The organism is Streptococcus agalactiae ATCC 13813, from assembly GCF_000186445.1.
Taxonomy (GTDB): domain Bacteria; phylum Bacillota; class Bacilli; order Lactobacillales; family Streptococcaceae; genus Streptococcus; species Streptococcus agalactiae.
This window is the reverse complement of record NZ_GL636070.1, coordinates 213,062-235,298: the sequence shown is the minus strand read 5'-3', so window position 1 is coordinate 235,298 and position 22,237 is coordinate 213,062. Positions and strand designations below refer to the sequence as shown.

Below are 22,237 nucleotides of genomic sequence, written 5' to 3'. Positions count from 1 at the left end.
TTACTCCCCTCTAAAATGATAGATGTAGAAATCTTCTAGAGTCGGAACAACCAACTGTGCCGAATCACTCGGACAAATATCACTCACTACACGAAATACCCGACTATCTGAAATGACTTTTTCATTAACAATAGCAATATTGGGTATCTGAGATAAATCTGGTTCAGTCGTTATTTCCCACACTTTTCCCTCAATAGTTTTCAACAGCTGTGCGGTGTTGCCATGTTCGATAAATTTACCATTTTTTAATACTATAATTTCTTTGGCAACAGCTTCCACATCCGACACAATATGCGTTGATAAAATGATAATTTTATTGGTGGATAACTGACTCAAAATATGGCGAAATTTAACCCGTTCCTTAGGATCAAGTCCAACAGTTGGTTCATCCAGAATGAGTATTTCAGGGTCATTGATAAGTGCTTGAGCAATGCCTAAACGTTGCTTCATACCACCGGAATATGATGAAATCTTCTTTTTACCTACATCGCCTAAACCAACAAGCTCTAGTAATCTAGGAATTTCTTGTTTAGCTTTCTTTTTATCAACACCTTTTAAGGTAGCGATATAATTTAAGAAAGCAATGCCAGTAAATTGATCATAATAGCGAAAATGTTGCGGTAAAAAACCAATGTGACGATAAAATTCTTCCGACTGCTCCTGTCCATTCCAATAAATATTCCCACTATCTGCGAATGTAAAGTGGCTCATCAAATTTAATAAGGTTGTTTTGCCAGTACCATTTGCTCCTAAGAGTCCATACAAACCAGGAGTAAACTGGTAGGAAATCTGGTTAAGTACTATTTTTTTTCCGTAGCTTTTAGTGATATTATCTAGCTGTAATAACATAGTATTGTCTCCTTTCAATAATTAAGACAGTTGAAAAATCAATTACTAAAATATAGCGACTGAGCTAAAGGTTAAAAATGAGCTTTCTCACTTACTCTCTAAATGATTGTAAAGTAATATAGCTAAAAGATTATTTCTAAGCCCTGACGGAAAGTATGTTGTTCACTATTTGTACTAATAGATGCATTAGGATAACGGTCAATAACTTTCATGACATTATAAAGGCCTAACCCCTATCTTCTCCCTTGCTACTTGCTCCATAACCAAACAAACGTGAAGCATCTATTCTTTCCTCGACTATCGAATTTTCTATGATAAAAATTTGCTTATGTTTAATGTAAAATAAGACATGGCTATCTTAGGTTCATCTGTCTCTAAAGAAACTTCAATATGGTGGCTATAATCTATCATATTAGCCAATTGGAGTTTTCTTTGAACAACCAACCTCTCCTGTAAAGAAGTTTTGAAGTGACAGTCTAAAATAGAACTCATCTTTTTCTATCCTTTTGATATTTATCCACTATAGATACTATATCTCTCACTTTATTGCGTGAAATCAGACAAGTCGTTCCATTTTGGAAGTAAACTAATCTATCTATCCTATCCACTTTAAAAATATTTAAGGGATTTACTAAAAAAGAGCGATGACATTGAAAGAGCCTAGGTTCTTGTTTTAAAATATCCCCCAAAGTGGCTGTGAATTCCATTCTATCTTTTTCAGTATAAAGGACAACTCTATGTGATCTTGAGGATGTTTCTATATAAAGAAGATCGTTAAAAGGTAATTGTACCTGGCTGTAACGCGACTTAAAGTAGAATGAATTTTCCACTAAGGGCTTATTGCAAATGCCATCTACGTACAACAATACTTCCTCAATCCTTTGGCTAAACTCTTCCTGTGAAAGTCCTTTATCGATATAGTCTAAAGCTGATACCTGATAACGAAAGGTTAAAGGCATTAATTCTGAATGAGTTGTAACAAAAACAATCTGAGCATAAGGATCAACTTGTCTAATTTGTTTTGCTACCTCTAAGCCCATCTGCTCATCATTTTTTATTTCAATATCTAAGAAAAATAAATTATGTAAACCTATTTCATAAATTGATTCCAATAATTGAACTGGTTTAGCAAACGTTTCTACTGTTTTGAAATGCAGATTGTACTGAACTCTAATCTCTTTAATGATTTTTTCCAAATGGGCTTGTTGAACAAAATCATCCTCAAGTATAAAAATATTCACCTTATATCCTCTATCTTATTACTTGAATATTAATAGTAACAATAGAGCCACTACGATATTCTTCTCATAGGTATCGTTTATGAGTTATCTCGTCTTAATATGTGACGTCCATGAGGCTAATTTTAAAAGCATAATAAATATATGCTAATTTTAACATATATATAACTATTTGAACACCTAATTAAGTAGTTAAGTATTAAAAATAAATTATTTCTATTAAAATACCCTTAGATACAGACTTTATCTGAACCTAAGGGTATCTTTTATTATAAGATATTAGAAATCTATGGTAATTTCCAAGCCGTAATGATCACTAACGACAGGTGCTTCACCACCTTCAAAAACTACTTGACTTGAACTGATTGAAAGGTCTTCGCTAGTAAAAATATGGTCAACTTTAAGAGCCTTTTTATTCCCTTCCCAACCATCAATATCAGCCATAATAGTATGGTCCCCAAATACATGATTGGCTATCTGGTGGCTATCCTTTAATGCTAATGGACTATTAAGAACAAGTTCATAACCCTGATTTCCAGTAGGATTATTAAAGTCACCCATGAGTAAAAGTGGAGTTTCTACCTCAAGTAGGGTAGTTTCTAGTCGTTTCCACTCCTCCGCAAATCCTTTCTCAAACCATGATAAATGGAGGCTAACTACTGTAACAACTTTGTCATTCAGAGTGGTCTCAGCTACCAGAGCACGACGAGTATGATAATCAGTCTCATCGTCTACAGCTGAAACTAAAATATCATCTGGCTTTAATGGTTTCAGAGAAAGTATCGCTACCCCTTCATGGTACTTGCTATAACCAATATGATTATAAGCCCATGTCCAATGATAGTGTAGACCTTGAAGATTTAGGTAATGCACTAATTGCAAGGCAAAGTTATCTTGATGAAGAGCTGGTGTACCTTCAATCGGATGATAATTTGGACTACTCTTAGCAAGAGGGGAAGATATGCTCTGGTTCACCTCTTGTAGGCAGATGATATCATATTTTTCACGGAAGATATGCTCTGCTAAATCAAATAATTTCTTTAGAGCATTTACTTCCATCCATGAATGAGTATTTAACGTTAAGCATTTTGCCATAGAGTATCCTTTCATCAGAAAGAAGCTGAGACTTGCCCAGCTCCTATCGTTTGTTACAGTTCGACTTTTGCCACAACTGTTTTAGCTATTTGTGGACCTGATTTTTCAAGTTTAACAGTTTTTATATCTGAAACATTTGTAAAGACGATAATCACACTTGTCTCTTTACCAGCTGCTTTGATAGCTTCCAAATCTGCTACTACAGCAAGATCGCCTGCTACCACTTTTTGACCACTAGAAATTTTAACCTCAAATGGTTGACCATCAAGAGCTACTGTATCTAGACCGATATGTACTAAAACTTCTAGGCCACTTTCTGTTAATAAACCAAAAGCATGTTTTGTTGGAAAGACACTAGTAACTGTACCTGAAACTGGAACATAGATATTGCCATCAGTTGGTTCCACAGCAAAGCCATCACCCATCATTTTTTGAGAAAAGACAGGGTCTTTAACAACATCCAATGCTTCTACTTGACCATTAGCCACCGAAACAATTTCTTCTGTTATTCCTTTATAAGTTGTAACTTGGGCTGCTACTACAGGTTGGCCTGTTTCTAAATCAACTATTGGAATAACTGTACCTGAATCTAGCAAATCTTGAATGTCTGATTTAAGGACATCTGCTTTAGGTCCGTAAATAGCTTGAACACCATTACCTTTTAACACCAATCCCATTGCACCAGCTTTTTTCCAAGCTGCTTCAGAACCCACGCTATTTCCATCTTTAACTGTGACACGAAGACGAGTCATACATGCATCTACATCTTCAATGTTATCACGACCACCAAGTAAATTAATAACTTGTACAACTTGAGAATTTGCATCAGCAGAACCAGAAGCTGTTGAAGGAGCATTATCAACCTCTTCGTTATCATAATTACCATTACGTCCTGCTGTTGCTAAATTGAATTTTTTAATCATAAAGTTTGCAATAAAGTACATCAATACTGCAAAAAGAAGTGTCACCCAAACAAAGTTGAAAATATCACCACCAAGGCCCGCTTTTATGCCCATAGGAACACGTGTTAAAAATTCTATATTACCAAATGAATGAACGCGGAGGTTAACAATATCTGCCATAGCAAACGCACATCCTTGAACGACAGCATATACAAGGTAGAGTGGCATTGCTGCAAACATGAACATGTACTCAATTGGCTCAGTAACACCTGTCAAGAAAGTAGCCGCTGCTGCTGAAATAAACATTGACTTGTATTTCAATTTTTTATCTTTATCAACGTTACGATACATAGCATAAGATAATCCCATCAAAATACCTGAAGCACCAATCATTTGCCCCACTTTAAAACGTGCTGGAGTGACACTTGTCAATAAGTGATGGTATTGACTTGAATTTGAGCCTTTTAAGTTAATTAAATCACCAACCCATGCTAACCACAGTGGATCTTGTCCCAACACCTGTGCTCCTTTAGTTGCACCTGTAAGGACAGTGTATGTGCCACCTAGTTGCGTGTAGTTCATTGGAATAGTTAACATATGGTGTAAACCAAATGGGAGCAATAAACGCTCTAACGTACCGTAGACAAATGGTGCTAATATTGGAGCACTGTCTTGTGAACTTGCAATCCACTTACCAAAGCCATTGATACCTGATTGAACAACCGGCCAAAATACTGATAAAATTAATGCAACAATGACTGAACGATAAATAACAACAAATGGAACAAAACGTTTTCCATTGAAAAAAGTTAAAGCATCTGGTAATTTACGATAGTTATAATATTTATTAAAGGCAGTTGCACCAACGAAACCTGAAATAATACCGACAAATACACCCATATTAAGAGCAGGTTGTCCAAGAACGTTAACAAAGTAATCTGAAACTCTGATGGTTGCACCAAATACCGTTTGAACAGTTGCTTTACTGTCTGCTAACATATCTGTTTTAACACCAAAAAAGTTCCCCGTAATAAGGTTAATAAGAATAAAGGATAAGCCAGCCGCAAAAGCACCACCGGCACGTTCTTTAGCCCAGCTACCACCAATAGCCAATGCAAATAAGATGTGTAAGTTACCAATGACCCCCCAACCAATTTGAGCAATAACATTAGCTATGCGCCCTAATAAAACATTTGATGGATCCAATAGACTAATGGAGTTACCAATACTAACCATCAATCCTGCTGCTGGCATAACAGCAATAACAACCATCAAAGCCTTCCCAAACTTCTGCCAAAATTCAAAACTAAAGAGCTGTTTGACATTATTTTTCATCTTCAATCTCCTATTATGCACTTACTAGTGCAATCGTTTGCGTTATTATGGTTTTATTATAGCACTTATTTGTTTTTTGTAAACCCTTACTTGTATATTTTTTCTGAATTACTAAAAAAGTCTAGATAATATCATCTAGACTTTTATTCGTGAGTTTTTATTGTTTGTGAAGTAAAACGGTCATTGTTGTTCCCTGCCCCAAATGGCTGTCCACTTTTATACTACCATTGTGAAAATCTAAAGCACTCTTTACAATAGACAAACCTAAACCAGTCCCTCCAACTATTTTTGAGCGACTTTTATCGACGCGATAGAAACGTTCGAAAATACGTTTTTTGTCCTTCTCTGCAATGCCTAGTCCCGTATCACTAACTTCTAAGGTAATTGTATCAGATGAATTTTTCAGAGTCACATTTACTTGACCTTTCTCATGATTATAGGTGATAGCATTGTCACACAAGTTGTACACCAAGGAATTCAATAAAACTGGATTCCCTCGCAAAATAGCTTCTTCTCCATTAAAATTGATTTGTATGTGTTTCTTATCTGCTTTAGCTTGTAAACCTTCTAAAACTTTTTGTGTTAAGTCATACAGATTTACTGTCTCTTGCGGTAATTTTTCTTGTTCATCAAGGTGAGAAAGGTTGATAATATCCTCAACCAATTTAACTAATCGTTCAGATTCTTTATGAATTTTAGCTGCAAATTGTGGGGCTTCTTCGTTTGGAACCATTTGATTAGCTAACAGTTCTGAGTACCCAGAAATAACATGAAGCGGGGTTTTTAATTCATGAGAGACATTGGCAGTAAATTCACGTTGAAGTTGTTCCATTTGGAGTTGATCAGTCACATCAAACAGTAGAACAACCAATCCTGTTACTCGGTTGTTATCTGTAGTTGGTCTTACCAAGACGCGGTAATGATTATTTTCAATGTCAATATTAGCCTCTTTCTTTTTCCCTTTTAGTCCTTGATCGATTAAGTCTTTGAGAGTTAAATCTCGGCTAACTTCCATCATAAAGCGCCCATGCCAATCATCATTAATTTGGAATAACTTTAAAGCTTCTGCGTTGATACTAACGATTCTTGCTTGATCATCTAAAAGAATCATTCCTTCCTTAATTTTAGAAATAATGGTATCAAATTCTTTTTGACGCTTTTGTAATAACAGTTTTTGATGTTGAATCTTAGCCTGATGGCTATCAAGACGCCTTAATAATGGTGTTATCTCCTCGTAACTATCATTTGATAAAGGATGATCTAAGTCAATATTGTTTAAAGGCTCTGATACTTTTTTCGCTATATATCGTGCAATTAATACAGATAAAATAATAGCAAGTAAGATGATAATTGCTAAGGGACTCATCATACCAAGGAGAAGATAAAAAATAGTTTGTTGCGCAACTGATAAACGAACTATCGTTCCATTATTTAAACGTTGCGCAGCATAGATAGACTTCTCAGTAAGTGTCGCTGACCACCTCGTGCTCTCACCATAACCACTCTTGATAGCTTCTTTAATTTCTTGACGATTGGCGTGATTTTTCATATGTTTTGCATCTGATTGGGTATCATAAAGCACTTGTCCCTTATTATCTACCCAAGTAATACGCACATTTGAAGTTTTAAGATTTTCAAAATAATCTTTACCTTCAAAGGAAATTCCTTGTGACGCCAGTGCCGTTTGTGTTCTCAACTGTTCTCGCTGAATGTGATTGAAGTAATTATAGAGAAATCCCATAATCATCAAAATTGTAACTAAAACAATTCCCAAACTAGCGGATAAAGTTGTACGGAAAATTTTTTTAGTCATGTCTTTCCTCCAAACGGTATCCAACTCCCCTTACTGTAGCGATCAAATAGCCATCCTCACCAAGTTTTGTTCGCAGTGTCCCAATGTGAACATCCACAGTTCTAGTTTCTCCTAAAAATTGTTCTCCCCAAACCTTATCCAGAAGTTCTTGCCTTGTAAAGACTCTATTGGGATTACGGAAGAATAATACTAATAACTCAAATTCCTTTAGGGTTAAGTGGATTTTTTCCGTTCCCCTTTTGACCCAATAATTAGTCGGGTCAATCTCTAAATTTCCAATAATAATATGAGCTTTTGAATCTACTTGGCGGCTACGTCTCAAGACTGCTTTTATTCGTGAAATCATTTCCATCATCCCAAAAGGTTTGACGAGATAATCATCTGCTCCAAGATCTAACCCTTTAACTTTATCATACTCACTACCTTTAGCAGTTGTCATGATTACTGGTATCATTTCCGTTTGATGTTTTCTCCTTAAACGCTCTAAAATAGTCAAACCATCATCTCCCGGCAACATAATATCAAGTAAAATCAAGTCTGGAACTTTCTCCTGAATAGCTTCCCAAAAAAGCTCTGAACTCGAGAATCCTTGAGCTGTAAAACCTGCCATTTGCAAAGTATAGAGCATCATTTCGCGAATATCAGCATCATCTTCAACACAATATATCATTACGCTTCTCCATCTAGGTTACCTGTTATTGAGAAAAGCACCCATTTAGCAATATTTACTGTATGATCACCAATACGCTCTAGGTACTTGGCAATCATTAAAACATCTATGGGATATTCACCATCAACATCCTGTACCGAAAAATATAACACTAACTGTTTCTTTATTGTATCAAATTCCTGGTTAACTGTCCTATCTTGTTCAATTACTTGATGCGCTTGTTTTTCATTGTCATAAATAAAAGCATCTATACTCTTAGTCAGCATACTAATGACATTATTAGACATGCTGTTAAGTTGGTCCCTTTCAGAACCTGCACCTTGGATAATATGACCTAAACTAACAATTTCCGCAATTTCATAAGCTTGAGCACCAATACGTTTCATATCATAAACCATTTTTAATGCAGAAGAAATACGGCGTAAATCCTTGGCAACTGGTTGCTGACGAAGTAAAAGTTTTAAACATCTCTCCTCAATATCCCGTTCCATTTGTTCAATCTTGTGATAAGTTTCAGAAATATCGTCAAGGTAAACGTCATTACTATTTGTTAGAGCACCTAAGGACTTCCCAATGATGTCCTCACACAATGCCCCCATAAAAATAATTTCTTTATTAAGGTCATTAAGTTGACTTGCAAATCGTGAACGAATCATCCGAATCTCCCTGTAATGTAGTTTTCTGTACGCTCATCTTGTGGCAATGAAAAGAGTTGGCTCGTTTTGTTATATTCAACCACTTCTCCCATCAGAAAGAATGCTGTTTTATCAGAAATACGAACAGCTTGTTGCATATTATGTGTCACTATAACAATAGTGTAGTTCTTCTTCAGTTGGATAACCAATTCTTCAATTTTTGCTGTTGAAATAGGATCCAAGGCACTTGTGGGTTCATCCATAAGTAAAACATCAGGCTCAATAGCAAGAGCACGCGCAATACACAAACGTTGCTGCTGTCCGCCAGACATACCCAGAGCAGATTTGTGAAGACGATCTTTAACCTCATCCCATAGAGCCGCCTGTTTAAGGGAACGTTCAACGATATCATCTAACTCTGCTTTGGAATGAATACCGTGCGTTCTTGGACCAAAAGCAACATTATCATAAATACTCATTGGAAACGGATTAGGTTTTTGAAATACCATTCCAACCTTTTTACGCAATTGGTTAATATCCAATTGTCTATAGACATCCTCGCCTTCTAAAGTAATATCCCCTGTGATTTTGCAATTTTTGACCAAATCATTCATACGGTTAATACTTTTCAAGAGAGTAGACTTTCCGCACCCAGAAGGTCCAATAAAGGCTGTGATTTCTTTTTCTTCAATGTCTAAATTAACATCCTTCAGAGCGTGAAATTCTCCATAATACAAATCTAAATTATTAATTACTAATTTACTCACTGTTCGACTCACTTCCTAATCGTTTGGCTACTAGTCCAGATACAAAATTGACAATAATAACTAAAAGCAATAAGATGACCGCAGTCGCATAAGTTTGGTCAACATATAAGCCCTCACCCGAAATAGCATACATATGTACTGCTAAAGTACGAGATGAACTAAATACCGAATGTGCTACTTTTGCAACTGTTCCAGCTGTGAAAATAAGTGCTGCTGACTCACCAATGATACGTCCTACCGCTAAAATAATACCAGCAAAAATACCAGACATAGCACTAGGTAATACGATTTTAAATATGGTTCTCAATTTACCAGCACCAAGCGCAAAGGCTCCTTCTCGATAAGAATCCGGAACAGATAGTAAAGCTTCTTCAGTTGTCCTCATAATCAAAGGTAAAATCATGATGCTCAAAGTCAGAGAACCCGATATCAAAGATAAGCCTAAGTGTGTGTATTTTACAAAAAATAATGCACCAAATAAACCATAAATAATTGAAGGTATCCCTGCCAATGTCTCGGTTGCAACACGGATAATTTTGAGATAAGGATTATCACGTCTAGCATATTCCGTTAGATAAATTGATCCACCAATACCAAGTGGAACTGCAAATAATAAAGTTAAGGCGATTATAAAGATAGTGTTAATGAAAGCTGGTAATAGTGAGACATTCTGAGTATTATAAGTCCATGCAAACAAGCCAGTATTCACATAAGGAAGCCCCTTAACTAAAATATAAATAACAACAAATGCAATTGTAGCAAAACTTAGAATTGCTCCCAAATAGACAATAGCAAAAAGAAAGAAGGAAAGGGGATCTTTTTTTAAAGATGCTAAATATTGTTTTGACGTTCTTTGGTTAATATTTTCCATCTTATTCCTCTTTCTGTAATGCTGAAAAACTGATATTAATCATTAATATAAAGATAAAGAGTACCACAGCTGTACCAATTAAGGCTTGACGATGCAAACCAGAAGAATAGCCCATTTCCATGACAATATTAGTGGTTAGAGTTCTAACGCCTGATGTCAGCGATTGAGGCAAGACAGCTTGATTACCCGCTACCATGATGACAGCCATTGTTTCACCAATAGCACGTCCAATTCCCAAAACAACCGATGCTAAAATACCACGTTTAGCAGCTGGTAAAACAGCAAAGAAGACACTTCGTTCATGAGAGGCACCAAGGGCAATACCGCCTTCATAATAGCTCTCTGGAACAGCTCTTAAAGAAGATTCTGAAATGCTAACAATTGTTGGTAAAATCATAATTCCTAGCAAAATTGAAGCTGCTAAGACTCCCATACCAAAGCCACCAATATATTGCCTTATCATAGGGACAATAACAACGAGTCCAAAGAAACCATAAACAACTGAAGGGATTCCCGCCATTAAATTGATAGCTGACTTTAAAGGCTTATAAATATTTTCTGGGCAGAAATAAGCCATAAAAACAGCAGTAAGGATACCTATCGGTCCTCCTAAAAGTAAAGCTCCTGCTGTAACATATAAGGAACCTACAATCATTGGAAAGATGCCAAAAATATTATTACTAGGATGCCAGACTTTACCAAATATAAAATTTCCCCAGCCGATTTTCGTAATAGCTGGAAGACCACTAGAGAAGAGAAAGAGGCAAATTAAAATAGCTGATATAACACTGACGCAAGCTGTGATGAAAAACACAGCTTGCATAAGACCTTCTTTTGTTTGTTTCATTGTTTACTCTTACCTTACTTTGATAAGTCAGACCAAGACGTTGTCTTTCCAGTAAAAATGTCTTTTACTTGTTTTGTTGATAGATCATTAACTTTATTTTTCTTATTAACAACTACTGCAATACCATCTGTTGCAATAACAGTAGCTTTGACCCCTTTGGATGACTCTGTCTTATCCAATTCACGTGATGCCATACCTATATCTGCTGATCCATCCATTGCACTTGTAATCCCAGTTGAAGAATCACTTTGTTGAATTTCAACATCTACTTTTGCATTTACTTTATGATAGGCTTCTTTAATCTTTTCCATAACCGGCGTTACTGAACTTGAACCTGCTATAACAACTTTACCAGATGACACTTTTGCTTGATATGCTTTAGCATTGTCAAGTGGAATATAGCCATTTTTCTCAACGACTGCTTGCCCATCTTTGCTTAAGATATAATCAATAAAATCTTTTGTTGCTTCTTTTTCCTTACCTTCTTTTGTTACAATATTGAAGGGACGAGAAATCTTATAGCTTCCTGATTTAATATCTTTTACAGTTGCATTTTTGCCATCAATTTTAAGCACTTTAACGCTACTATTTAATGAACCTAGTGAAGAATAACCAATAGCTGACGGGTCTTTAGAGACAGTGGTTAGCATAACTGAAGTTGAATTTGTAACAGTTGCTGCATCAGAAGTATGGTCTACTTTTTCGCCCTTTTTATTTTTTGACTCGATCCCAAATAACTCTATGAAAGCTCCACGAGTTCCAGACCCTTCCTCTCTAGAAACAATGTTAATTGTCCCTTTAGATGAAGATGATGAATCATTTGAGCATCCTGCTAGGATGCCAATTCCCATAAGACCAGATACCGCCAAAAGAGATAGCATTTTGTGTTTTTTCATGATGAACTCCTAAATATTTTTTGATTTGATTTTATTATAGTTAAGGAATATCAAATCTCTTTGAGGATTTTTGTAAAATCAATGTAAAATTAAAAAGAGTTGGAAAATTATCCAAACTCCTTTTTTCTATTATGGTAATTCAGCCAATAAGTCGGCTTGAAACAGTTGTTATACCACATAATTGAAGTATAACTATCCCATTATAGAGTTAACTTACGAATGATGTCAATGATTTTTTCAGCCACTTCCTCAGCATTTAAATGATTTGTATTAATATGAATAACATTGGAAAATGTGTCTAAATAATGTTTTTTAGCAGGCAGCAGGTGATAAGTATACCATTTGAAAAAATGACGCCGTCTATTAAAATCATTTTTTTGACGTTGGTATAGGACCGTCTCATCTGCATCTAGAAAAATAATATAATCAGCAAAACATTCCTTTAGCCTATTTACCTCTAGTAACAAATTAGAAGGTAAAGTCCAACTATAACCCGCCACCTTTGGAAAGTATTGTGTATAGAAAGCAATTTCCTCAGCTCCATAATCCATTAACACTATTTCATTATCTCTAACAAGTTCGTATCTATCTCGCTCATGCTGAATAAATAGTTGTTGAATTTCACAATAATCGTCTAATTTATTGTTATCAAGCTGATGTTTATTAATCTTATCAACTACTGGAGAAATATCCTCAAAACTAATAGCGATTTTCGGGTAAACTTTCTCAATGATTTTCAAAGCTGTGGTTTTCCCTACAGCCATACCACCTTGAATAGCAATAATCATAATAACTCCGTTGAGTAACTAATAACACTTAGAGCATAGAGCGGCGCTGTTTCTGTGCGCATGATGCGTGGCCCTAGGCCCACCTTGATAGCTCCAACCTCTTCAAAAGCTGCGATTTCTTTTGGAGAAATGCCCCCTTCTGGTCCAAAGATGAAGAGGAGCTTGTCACCTGCTTTTACAGTCTGCAAATTCTGGGCTAGCGCTGACATTTCACCCTCCTTGGCAGACTCTTCATAGGCGATAAAAATCTTATCAAAGCCATTAAGCTCCGCTTGAAAGTCAGCCTTCTTCTCAAATAAACGAACCTGAGGAAGACGATTACGCTTGCTCTGCTCTGCAGCGCCCAGAGCAATTTTTGCCAGCTTATCTTCTTTTTTAGCCAGTTTTTTGCCATCCCACTTGACGACTGACCAGTCAGCTGGGAAGGCCCAGATAGCCGCTGCACCCAATTCTGTCGCCTTTTGTGTCACAAGGTCTAGCTTGTCTCCCTTGGGAAAGCCTGAGGCGATGGTCACTTGGACAGGCATTTCAACATTGCTGTCTAGCTCTTCTAGAATTTGGAAGCGATGGGCAGAGCTGTCCACCACCTTTGCCAGACGCTTGATGGCATCATCAAAAACCAAGACCACTTGGTCATCTTCTGTCAATCGCATGACATTGAACATGTGCTTGATGGTATCCTTGTCCTCAATGGTCACAAAGTCATCTGCTTTACCATTTACAAAATACTGTTGCATTAGCCGCCAATCACTCCTGAAATATCATCTGTCTTTTTGAAAACGCAGGCATTCCACTCACCTTGAACCATGTGAGTCTCAAGGAAGAAACCAGCTTTCTCAGCACTTTCACGCACCATATCCCATTTTTCAGAAATGATACCAGACATGATGAGGTAGCCCCCATCCCTGACCAAACGGTAGGCATCATCTGTCAGATGGATCAAAATATCCGCTAAAATATTGGCAACAATGACATCTGCCTCTTGCTCGACACCTTTGAGCAGGTCACCAGCAGCCACATGAATATTATCAGTACCAGGGTTCATATCGATATTTTCCTGAGCCACGCGCACCGCAACATCATCCAAATCAAAGGCATAGATGTCCTTGGCACCCAAAAGAGAGCTAACGATAGACAAAACGCCAGAACCAGTCCCCACATCGATAACCGTCTCACCACCACGAAGCACCTGCTCCAAAGCGAAAAGACTCATCTTAGTCGTTGGGTGAGTCCCAGTCCCAAAAGCCATACCAGGATCTAGCTTGATGATTTTCTCACCAGCCTTAGCCTCGTAGTCCGTCCATGACGGCACGATGGTCAAATCATAGGTAATGCGAGCTGGCTCATAGTACTTCTTCCAATTATCAGCCCAGTCCTCTTCAACCAATTCCTGACTGTCAAGGTTGACGCTACCCGTCGCAAGACCAAAGCCTTCAAAATTAGCCAAACGATCAGCCAAATCAGCCTTAACCACCTCAATATCAAGCGTATCAGGATAATAGGCAGTAATAGCGATCATATCAGATTGCTCCACCTCAGGATAAAGCTCACCGAAACGATCCTCCTGTCCAAGGTAGTCAGCCGAATCGCTAATCGCAACCCCCTGACTGCCAGTTTCAATCAATAAATTCGAGACAGCTTCCTCTGCCTCACGATTCACGTGAACCGTTAGTTCATTCCATGTGTTCATGTAGTAACTCCTTCATTATTTCTACTTAAATCAATAAAATAATTCAACTGCCATCGCTGTGTCACCAAAGCTGTTCTATTTAAATCGCTACACCAAGGAGGGTAAAATCGCATAGCCATCTTTTCTTGAGAGTTAGCAGATGAAAGAATACCCTTACTCACTGCAACCTCTTTGGGAATGATGAACAAACCTTTCCATCTACCATCTTTAATGACAATAATCAAATCTTCCACTTCATCTTGTTCATAAAAAGGAATATTTTTACCATTTCCATCTTTCTGCCAAAATACTGTAAAATACCCCATCTTGCTAGCTGTCTTATGAGCTAAACGACACCTTTTATAGTTTCTATCGCCTTCAATTCTTATGAGGATACCTTCATATTTTTCATTCCACTTTTCTTCTTTAACTTCAAAGGAAGAATACCATTCCCTTAGTAGCTCAACTATTTCTATAACTATCCCTCCTTTATCTTCAAATCAATATGATTAACCATACTTTTCAAAATAATTTATTTTTTGCTTGACCCTGACCTTAGGTTATCCTTTATACTATGTAAGTGAGAGGAGGTTATTACCATGAAAACAGTTAAAGAAGTCAGTATCTTAAGCGGTGTAAGTGTGCGCACCTTGCATCACTATGATAAAATCGGTTTATTCCCACCTACCGCCCTATCCGAAGCAGGCTATCGACTTTATGACGATGAAGCATTGATTCGCCTGCAAGAAATTTTGCTATTTCGTGAGTTGGAATTCCCTCTCAAAGATATCAAATACCTGCTTGAGCAAGCAAAAGAGGAAAGGCAAGACTTATTAGCCCAACAAATCAAATTGCTTGAATGGAAAAGATCGCATCTTGAGCAGGTTATCACCCATGCGAAACGATTACAAGAAAAAGGAGATGATTATATGAATTTCGATGTTTATAATAAAACAGAATTAGAACAATTACAAGCTGAAGCAAAAGAAAAATGGGGACAAACAGCAGCCTACCAAGAATTTGCTCAAAAACATGCTTCAGATGACTTTGCACAAATTAGCCAAGAAATGGCAAAAATAATGGTACAATTTGGGCAATTAAAGACACAAAATGTATCTGATGAATCTGTTCAAATGTGTGTGAAACGGCTACAAGACTATATCTCTCAGCATTTTTACACCTGTACCAATGAAATCCTTGCTGGACTAGGACAAATGTATCAATCAGATGACCGGTTTAGTCAATCAATTGACAAAGCTGGTGGAGCAGGAACAAGTGATTTTGTCAGCCAAGCTATTGCTTACTATTGCCAATAAACTATCAGAAAACTAGACAATCATCTAGTTTTCTTTTTTTATTCTATCTTCTTTGTCATATAGACCATATCCATTCCTTCTTGCTCAGGTTCGGTATGGGTTGAATGATAACCACATTTTTCATAAAAACTGACCATTAGTTTTTCTTGCGCAATCGTACATAAATCCCACTTTGTAAGCTTAGGATAGGTTTTCTCTAATAAAGCCATCGCTGCTGAGCCGTAGCCCTGCCCTTGATATTGGGGAAGAATAGCCGCCGTACCAAGCCAAGCACGCTTCTCCTCGTCTTTGATAACCAGTCTAAGAAAACCAACAATTGTCTCATCAACAAGGACAAAATGATAGAAACAATCTGGTCGCTCCACTAGTTTCCATCGAATCTGCTCAACTTCTTCCACATAGGGATCGTATTGATCGTGGTATTTCTCATAGACTGCCTTAAAGCTAGCTCTCTGAATGGCAATAATCTTCTCTAAATCACTAGCTTCCGCCTTTTGTAAAGTAATCATCTTCCACCTCCAAATAATCTCTCAACCTCTCCTGCAACTGAGGAATGACCTTTTTATGGCTTAGAAATTCGTCAATGGACATGAGCTTGTAGCCTTGTCCTTCATCACCTAGAACAATGCTATCGTACTCTTTCTGACTGATATGTCCAACCATAAAAACTGATAATTTATCAGGCTTCAACATACCCCTATAAGTCTTGACCCAATTAATATGGTTTCGAGTTAAGGTCAGATTTAATTCTTCACTAACTTCTCGAAAAAGACATTCCAAAGGTGTTTCATCGCCCTCACGACCACCCTCTTATGTCAAGTAAATGACACTATTTTTCTCCACTTTATACACTCTTATTATACCACAAAGCTACTTTTCAAGAAAGAGACTTGCTATTACACAAGCCTCTCATTTGATTATTTATAGACGACTGTAAAAGAACCTTGGCCATTGACGACAATCCTATCGATATGAATGTCAACCACTTCCCTGGTCAATTTCTTGTCAAATGCTATATTTTCCCCATCAACTACCTTTAGTTGTTCTTCTAATTCCATTATAGAATTGTCCAAAATCTGGCGTTTTTTCATAAAAGCTTCTCTTGTCATCAAACCCTCTTTATAGTCTTGAAAATGAGAAACCTTTTGAGTTTTCAGCCGTTCAACTTCTCTTATAGGATTCCTTTTGGGTAACTTTGGAGAGCTCATCGGCAACCGAGACTTTAATTCTTTCTCGATAGCATCTTCTATTCTATCTATCCGACAGGACTTCATGCTCTGGCCTTGGCTTCTACAATAGCGACAATAAAAATAATCATAGTTGTTATAGTGGCTATATCGAAGGAGACGATGCCCACAATGTTCACAGATAACTAAGCCTCGCAATAAAACTTCTTGTGGCTGATTACAAGTCTGACTTTTCGCCCCACTAATGCGAGAAGCCAGTGATTGTTGAGCTTTGTCAAAGTCCTCACTTGGTACAATTGCCTCATGGTTATTTTCAAGACGTTCCCACTCTGATTCAGGTCGTCTAATCTGCTTACCATTTACCATTGTTCTAGTGTTAAACAGGTACGTCCCCTTATAGGCTTCATTTTTGAGTATTTGGAGAACTCCACTTCTCGTCCATACATTCCTCTTTTGTTCGACAGTAATGATAATTGATTTTGCATACCTTGCTTGACTAACCTGCATTTTCCTCTCTGCTGGAGTAATAGTCTGTTCACTATTAAGTAACATCGCTATTTTTTGAGTTCCCATTCCCTCAATGCAAAGTCTAAAAATTCGTCTCACAATTGGAGCGACTTCCTCATCAATGATAATCTTAAATCGGTCATTTGGGTCCTTGATATAACCAAACGGTGGTAACCAACTCATGTTCTTCCCAGAGCGTTTCATACTGTTCATTGCACTCTTGACTTTTTCAGAAACATCTTTGGCGTAGAAATCATTGAGTAAGTTTCTAAAGGGCACATCAATATCCAGTCCATTATGTTCAGAAACCAGGCTATCATAATGGTCGTTGAGAGCAATAAATCGAACTCCGAGAAAAGGAAAAATATTCTCCAAATAGTTTCCCAATTCCAGATAGTCACGCATAAATCGAGACAAATCCTTGACGATGATATAACGGATAGTTCCAGCCTTAACATCAGCCATCATGCGTTTAAAGGCTGGACGGTTAAGACTGGTGCCTGAAAAACCATCGTCCACAAACTCCAAACGTTCCCAGTTCTTGAACTTAGATTCTTGGTCAAGAAAATGGTTTAATAAGTACCGTTGATGAGTAATTGAGTTGCTTTCATCTGTATTAGCCTCATCAACTGACAAGCGGAGGTATAGAGCGATTTTAGTCATGCTCGTCCCCCCCGATCCGACAGTTAAAAGTTACTGTGACTGTTTTGTCCACATCAACTTCAATCCGTTCTATTAAAGAATTTAAGAGTTCTGCCGTTAAAACTGCTTGATTGTTACTCTTGGCTAGATGTCTAACCCAATTCACCTGCTTACTGTGCTCCTCCTCAATCTGCTTTATTGAAGTTTCACATTGGGCTATTTCTTGTGAAATGGTTTTGATTTTTGAGTTTATTTCTTTCTTCTTGGAAAGATAGTCTTCTCGCTTAGACCGATTAAGACTGAACACTGCGTATAGATCGCTTAGTTCAGCATTCCATTGTACTATTGAACCTTGATGACCCCTCAACTGCTTTTGATAATTCTTAAGGCAATTCTCCTTTTTAGATTCAAGTCGAGGCAATAAAGTCTCAACTGTACCTAAACGCTTCATTGTAGTTTGAAGCAACTCTAAGATTATCTTATCCAAAGCATTCTCACTAATAGAAACTGTCCGTCTTTCTGATTGGTTGGAATCATAGACGTAGTCCATAAAATAATAGTAATCATAATCAGACTTATTGTTTGAAAAATGGCGACACTTTCGAACCATTTGAGCTGATTTGGTTTTGGCATAAATCAAACCTTTATAGCGATTTGAAGTTTTCACTCGGTCAGTCTTTTTAACAGACTTACGACTAGCTGAATACTGAAGAATTTTTTCGTAGTCATCTTTGCTGATATAGGCTTCCTGCGCATTTTCAAAATAGATATAGTCATCTTCAGATAAGGATTTGTTTCGTGTTCGCTGAACAAGGTCTCCCCTGTAAACAGGCATCTTAATCAGACGAAGTAAATTTCCTGCTTGCCATCTTTTCGTATCCTGCTCACTTCTATATAATTGACCTGTCTTACGGTAGGAATGAGGTACAGCAATTTCTCTACGATTCAATTCAGCAGTAATCTGAGGCATGGATTTACCTTCGATTGCCTCTTGAAAAACAAACTCTAAAATTGGGTATCGAAATTAATTTTATCATCTAAAAATTCTTTAAATGCTCTATGAGCAACAAATAGTAATAAGCAGTCATACTGACATGGATCAAAATCTTTTATATCTATCAGAGATATTTTATTTTGTTTCATTTCCTCCTTATCTTGTAATGGATCAAAAATATCTATCTCAAATTTTTTTGAATCTTGAAGATGATTTATTATTTTCAAAGCCTTACTATTACGAATATCAGAAACATTTTCTTTGTAAGAAATTCCCATCGCACAAATTTTTTTTGCATTACTATTCTCAAGATATCCCTGAATCTTTTCAAATATATATTCAACATGTTCTTCATTTATGTCCCTTGCAGTTCCAATTAATTTAGAAGTGAGATTATTTTTACTAACAAATTCCAAATAATAATTGATATCAACCCCTATACAGTGCCCACCAACAATCCCTGGTCTAAAATTCACAAAATTCCATTTTGTACGAGCAGCTTCTAGTACTTCTTGTACATTAATGTTTAAATTAGATAATACTTCAGAAAACTCATTTAACAAAGCAATATTAACATCTCTTTGTATATTTTCTAAAAGCTTTGAAAGTTCTGCAATTTTTATATCTGAAACAGGATAAGTTGGCGTAATCATAACATTATCATATATCTGTTTTATTAAATTTGTAGTTTTCAAATCAAACCCTGAGACGAGTTTCGTGATTTGCTCAAGTGTATTTATAGTATCACCTGGATTTATTCTTTCAGGCGAATAACCCACACTAAAATCCTTACCACATTTAAGTCCTGATATTTTTTCCAATAATGGGACACACTTTTCAACAGTAGTGCCAGGTCCTACGGTTGATTCATATATAACAAGTGTACCTATCCCCATATGAGAAGCAATGGTGGCTGTAGCACTTTTTATATATGAGTAATTTGGTGAGTAATCATCCTCATTAGTTGGTGTTGGAACTGTAACAATAAAAACCTTACAATTACTTATAGCCTTCGGATCATTAGTCAGTTCATAGTTCTTATTTATATTCCCAGCTTCTGCTGATAATTTTGCAACAACCCTGTAATCGCTATCATATCCAATCACTCTGTATTTTTTGGATAATAATTTGAGTAATGGAAATCCAACATAACCTAAGCCAATTACACAAATTGAAGCGTTTCGATTACGTAACTCTTCATATGTTACCATCAATATTCATTCCTCACAATTCTTTTAGCAAGCTCCCACATTGCAGTTTTATCCAAATCAAAATGTAAGAATTGATCTGCAATCTCGTAGTTAACCCATTTATATTCAGTATGTTCATTAGAAAGAATAATGTTTTTGTCACTCATCCTACATGCAAAACAATGGATAGGTATGACAAATTTATTACTTTCTTTTAAGTCAGGAAAACAATCAATTCTCACAGTTGCACTTGAATCTAAACATATTATTTTTTCTCTATCACCTTTATAACCAATTTCTTCCTCTAACTCCCTCAAAGCAGAAGTTATGGAATCTTCTCCACTTTCACCACCTCCAGCTACAAATTGCCAAATTTTTAAATCTGTTCTTTTTAAGATACAAAATTCAACTAAGCCTTCTTTCTCAACAAATGGTATTACTAAAACATTATATTCTGACCTCATTGTTTTCCTCTCTAATCTGAATAGCATTAACAATTGTTAAAAATAAATCATCAAAATTTCTAAATATAAATTTTGCTAGATTGACTCTAAATCCGTAATATTTTGGATTACTGACTGCCATTGAAGTATCTTTTGTTAATATTTCTAAATAAAAAAATAAACTTGCGGACCATTCTGATATTTCTAGTCCAACTATTTTATTATATTCACAAATAAATGATTGAAGATTTTTTAATATATTGGACATATCATCCTCTAGACTAATTGTATGAAAGAAAAAACGTAATACTTCATATGAAGCGTAAAAATAAGATAGCTGTTCAAAGTCAATAAAGAAAGTTCTATTGCTTTCAGAAAAAATAATGTTACCTATATGCAAATCACCGTGTATTAACCTAATATCTTCTTCGTTCATCTTCACAGATAAGCAATTATTTTTCTTAAGACTTTTTAAAATTTCAGTCATATCTCTTGAATTCTTAGTATTCATTAATTCCAGCTGTCTAATACTTAGTTCATAACTTTGATTTTTGAATTGATACAAAGAACTAAAATCAATTTCTGCTTCTGATAATGTTTTATGCAGTTCTCCAATACTCCTAGCATACCTTCGAAAATTTTCTTCAACTTCCAAACTGGCTAGGTACTTATAAATAAAAAATTTTTTTGAATTTACAATAATTTCAGGACATAATCCCTTTTGACTACAGTATGTATGTATTTTATTCAAGTTATTAAATAATTTTTGGTTATCTAATAAACAATAATTAATAATGTAAGCATTTCCTGCAACTATAACCTTATATATATTTTTGTTAAACTTTTTACTTAGAATATCCATATCTATCAACCAGTACACTATCAACTTGATTTCTATAATCTGTATCATTGAAATAAGAATTCAGCATATTATTTGCTCTTGTTTTAAATGGATCACATACCCTTGGACACAATGATAAATTAAAATCCTTTTCTGCATTTTCCCAAATTTCATCAAATGGGACTGTTTTTACATTTCCATACTTTACTCCTTTAATTGCTGGATGATAGTTACATGCATAAACAAATCCATCAGAGCTTATATTAGCGTATATTTTATTAATTATACACCTATCAAAGTATCTTTCTCTATCTACTTGTTTTGTTATTCGATGTAACTCTACTAGATTAAAGCTCTCATCAACAAGATTTTTTCGAACAAGATCATATTGCTCCTGAACTAAAGTTTTGAAAGACTCATCAATCAAATATTTCAATGAAATATCTGTTTTAATCCTTAAATTCGATACCCCTCTTTCTTTTAATAATACAGCCAATGGATAAATTTCATTGTAATTCATTTCATTTAATACAAACCCTACATTAATTTCAACACCCCTATTATAATCATTTTTATATTTATTCAACATTTCTATATTGTCCAATAATCGTTGAAAGTTTGTAGATGATTTACCATTGTTTTTTAGACAATCATATGTATTCTGTGAGCCAGCATCAACACTAATTAGTATGTAATTCATTCTTGTTAGAATATCGAGAATTCTATTATTAATTAATAATCG

23 protein-coding genes and 2 pseudogenes are annotated in these 22,237 nt (G+C 35.9%); 1 reads left to right on the top strand and 24 read right to left on the bottom strand.

The annotated features are described in order from the left end of the window. The 16 genes and pseudogenes from HMPREF9171_RS111775 to HMPREF9171_RS111845 form a co-directional block, all read right to left on the bottom strand. Complete coding sequence (locus HMPREF9171_RS111775; protein ID WP_000926587.1) at positions 1 to 849, bottom strand: ABC transporter ATP-binding protein; 849 nt, start codon at positions 847 to 849, stop codon at positions 1 to 3. Positions 850 to 971: 122 nt separating this feature from the next. Further along, positions 972 to 1,269: pseudogene (locus tag HMPREF9171_RS1000000114215) on the bottom strand (GHKL domain-containing protein). A gap of 68 nt (positions 1,270 to 1,337) precedes the next feature. After that, positions 1,338 to 2,090, bottom strand: coding sequence for a response regulator transcription factor (locus HMPREF9171_RS111780; RefSeq protein ID WP_001019934.1), 753 nt, complete (start codon positions 2,088 to 2,090; stop codon positions 1,338 to 1,340). A gap of 276 nt (positions 2,091 to 2,366) precedes the next feature. After that, positions 2,367 to 3,182 (bottom strand): endonuclease/exonuclease/phosphatase family protein, encoded by an 816-nt coding sequence (locus HMPREF9171_RS111785; RefSeq protein ID WP_001029865.1) that lies wholly within the window; start codon positions 3,180 to 3,182, stop codon positions 2,367 to 2,369. Positions 3,183 to 3,235: 53 nt separating this feature from the next. Next, positions 3,236 to 5,419 carry a PTS transporter subunit IIBC gene (locus HMPREF9171_RS111790; protein ID WP_000795067.1) on the bottom strand — a complete coding sequence of 728 codons (2,184 nt, stop codon included), beginning with the start codon at positions 5,417 to 5,419 and terminating at the stop codon, positions 3,236 to 3,238. Between the two features lie 157 nt (positions 5,420 to 5,576). Further along, positions 5,577 to 7,232, bottom strand: a complete 1,656-nt coding sequence (locus HMPREF9171_RS111795) for a sensor histidine kinase (RefSeq protein WP_000162283.1) — start codon at positions 7,230 to 7,232, stop codon at positions 5,577 to 5,579. Continuing rightward, positions 7,225 to 7,902 (bottom strand): winged helix-turn-helix domain-containing protein, encoded by a 678-nt coding sequence (locus HMPREF9171_RS111800; RefSeq protein ID WP_000638643.1) that lies wholly within the window; start codon positions 7,900 to 7,902, stop codon positions 7,225 to 7,227. Before HMPREF9171_RS111800 ends, HMPREF9171_RS111795 begins: the two co-directional genes overlap by 8 nt. Continuing rightward, positions 7,902 to 8,558: a phosphate signaling complex protein PhoU gene (gene phoU / locus HMPREF9171_RS111805; protein ID WP_000621377.1), complete on the bottom strand. Its 657-nt coding sequence runs from the start codon at positions 8,556 to 8,558 to the stop codon at positions 7,902 to 7,904. Before phoU ends, HMPREF9171_RS111800 begins: the two co-directional genes overlap by 1 nt. Continuing rightward, entirely contained in the window at positions 8,555 to 9,304 is a 750-nt protein-coding gene (pstB, locus tag HMPREF9171_RS111810; RefSeq protein ID WP_000041121.1) for a phosphate ABC transporter ATP-binding protein PstB, read from the bottom strand. Before pstB ends, phoU begins: the two co-directional genes overlap by 4 nt. Further along, positions 9,297 to 10,175: a phosphate ABC transporter permease PstA gene (gene pstA, locus HMPREF9171_RS111815; RefSeq protein ID WP_000427930.1), complete on the bottom strand. Its 879-nt coding sequence runs from the start codon at positions 10,173 to 10,175 to the stop codon at positions 9,297 to 9,299. Before pstA ends, pstB begins: the two co-directional genes overlap by 8 nt. 1 nt (position 10,176) lies before the next feature. After that, the gene (gene pstC / locus HMPREF9171_RS111820) at positions 10,177 to 11,022 is read right to left on the bottom strand and encodes a phosphate ABC transporter permease subunit PstC (RefSeq protein WP_000814831.1); all 846 of its coding nucleotides are present in this window, start codon (positions 11,020 to 11,022) and stop codon (positions 10,177 to 10,179) included. A gap of 14 nt (positions 11,023 to 11,036) precedes the next feature. Beyond that, complete coding sequence (locus HMPREF9171_RS111825) at positions 11,037 to 11,918, bottom strand: substrate-binding domain-containing protein (RefSeq protein WP_000716332.1); 882 nt, start codon at positions 11,916 to 11,918, stop codon at positions 11,037 to 11,039. 200 nt (positions 11,919 to 12,118) lie between these two features. Continuing rightward, on the bottom strand, positions 12,119 to 12,706 hold the full coding sequence (locus HMPREF9171_RS111830; protein ID WP_000582348.1) for an AAA family ATPase: 588 nt from the start codon (positions 12,704 to 12,706) through the stop codon (positions 12,119 to 12,121). Beyond that, positions 12,703 to 13,443 (bottom strand): 16S rRNA (uracil(1498)-N(3))-methyltransferase, encoded by a 741-nt coding sequence (locus HMPREF9171_RS111835; protein ID WP_001188246.1) that lies wholly within the window; start codon positions 13,441 to 13,443, stop codon positions 12,703 to 12,705. The genes HMPREF9171_RS111830 and HMPREF9171_RS111835 overlap by 4 nt, the downstream gene beginning before the upstream one ends. Continuing rightward, positions 13,443 to 14,396 (bottom strand): 50S ribosomal protein L11 methyltransferase, encoded by a 954-nt coding sequence (gene prmA / locus HMPREF9171_RS111840; protein WP_001099298.1) that lies wholly within the window; start codon positions 14,394 to 14,396, stop codon positions 13,443 to 13,445. Before prmA ends, HMPREF9171_RS111835 begins: the two co-directional genes overlap by 1 nt. Further along, the gene (locus HMPREF9171_RS111845) at positions 14,393 to 14,845 is read right to left on the bottom strand and encodes a MepB family protein (RefSeq protein ID WP_228305702.1); all 453 of its coding nucleotides are present in this window, start codon (positions 14,843 to 14,845) and stop codon (positions 14,393 to 14,395) included. The genes prmA and HMPREF9171_RS111845 overlap by 4 nt, the downstream gene beginning before the upstream one ends. Positions 14,846 to 14,974: 129 nt before the next feature. On the opposite strand from HMPREF9171_RS111845, the gene HMPREF9171_RS111850 reads away from it, so the two are divergent. Then, a complete protein-coding gene (locus tag HMPREF9171_RS111850) occupies positions 14,975 to 15,691 on the top strand; it encodes a MerR family transcriptional regulator (protein WP_000859575.1) in 717 nt (238 codons plus the stop codon). 38 nt (positions 15,692 to 15,729) lie between these two features. Here the strand turns inward: HMPREF9171_RS111850 and HMPREF9171_RS111855 are convergent, their stop codons facing one another. The 8 genes and pseudogenes from HMPREF9171_RS111855 to HMPREF9171_RS111890 all read right to left on the bottom strand — a co-directional run. Next, positions 15,730 to 16,200: a GNAT family N-acetyltransferase gene (locus HMPREF9171_RS111855; RefSeq protein WP_000631751.1), complete on the bottom strand. Its 471-nt coding sequence runs from the start codon at positions 16,198 to 16,200 to the stop codon at positions 15,730 to 15,732. After that, positions 16,172 to 16,498: pseudogene (locus HMPREF9171_RS111860) on the bottom strand (NUDIX domain-containing protein); the annotation flags it as partial. The pseudogene HMPREF9171_RS111860 and the gene HMPREF9171_RS111855, both read right to left, overlap by 29 nt. Positions 16,499 to 16,608: 110 nt before the next feature. Further along, positions 16,609 to 18,048 carry a recombinase family protein gene (locus HMPREF9171_RS111865; protein WP_000160969.1) on the bottom strand — a complete coding sequence of 480 codons (1,440 nt, stop codon included), beginning with the start codon at positions 18,046 to 18,048 and terminating at the stop codon, positions 16,609 to 16,611. Beyond that, entirely contained in the window at positions 18,041 to 18,997 is a 957-nt protein-coding gene (locus HMPREF9171_RS111870; protein WP_001871950.1) for a recombinase family protein, read from the bottom strand. The genes HMPREF9171_RS111865 and HMPREF9171_RS111870 overlap by 8 nt, the downstream gene beginning before the upstream one ends. A gap of 35 nt (positions 18,998 to 19,032) precedes the next feature. Further along, positions 19,033 to 20,232 carry a nucleotide sugar dehydrogenase gene (locus HMPREF9171_RS111875; RefSeq protein WP_000259329.1) on the bottom strand — a complete coding sequence of 400 codons (1,200 nt, stop codon included), beginning with the start codon at positions 20,230 to 20,232 and terminating at the stop codon, positions 19,033 to 19,035. Further along, positions 20,232 to 20,675 (bottom strand): NUDIX hydrolase, encoded by a 444-nt coding sequence (locus HMPREF9171_RS111880; RefSeq protein WP_001255977.1) that lies wholly within the window; start codon positions 20,673 to 20,675, stop codon positions 20,232 to 20,234. The genes HMPREF9171_RS111875 and HMPREF9171_RS111880 overlap by 1 nt, the downstream gene beginning before the upstream one ends. Further along, a complete protein-coding gene (locus HMPREF9171_RS111885) occupies positions 20,659 to 21,516 on the bottom strand; it encodes a phosphotransferase (RefSeq protein WP_001871946.1) in 858 nt (285 codons plus the stop codon). The genes HMPREF9171_RS111880 and HMPREF9171_RS111885 overlap by 17 nt, the downstream gene beginning before the upstream one ends. Further along, the coding region (locus tag HMPREF9171_RS111890; protein ID WP_000306733.1) for a radical SAM/SPASM domain-containing protein at positions 21,500 to 22,237 on the bottom strand (738 nt) is incomplete at its 5' end. The genes HMPREF9171_RS111890 and HMPREF9171_RS111885, both read right to left, overlap by 17 nt.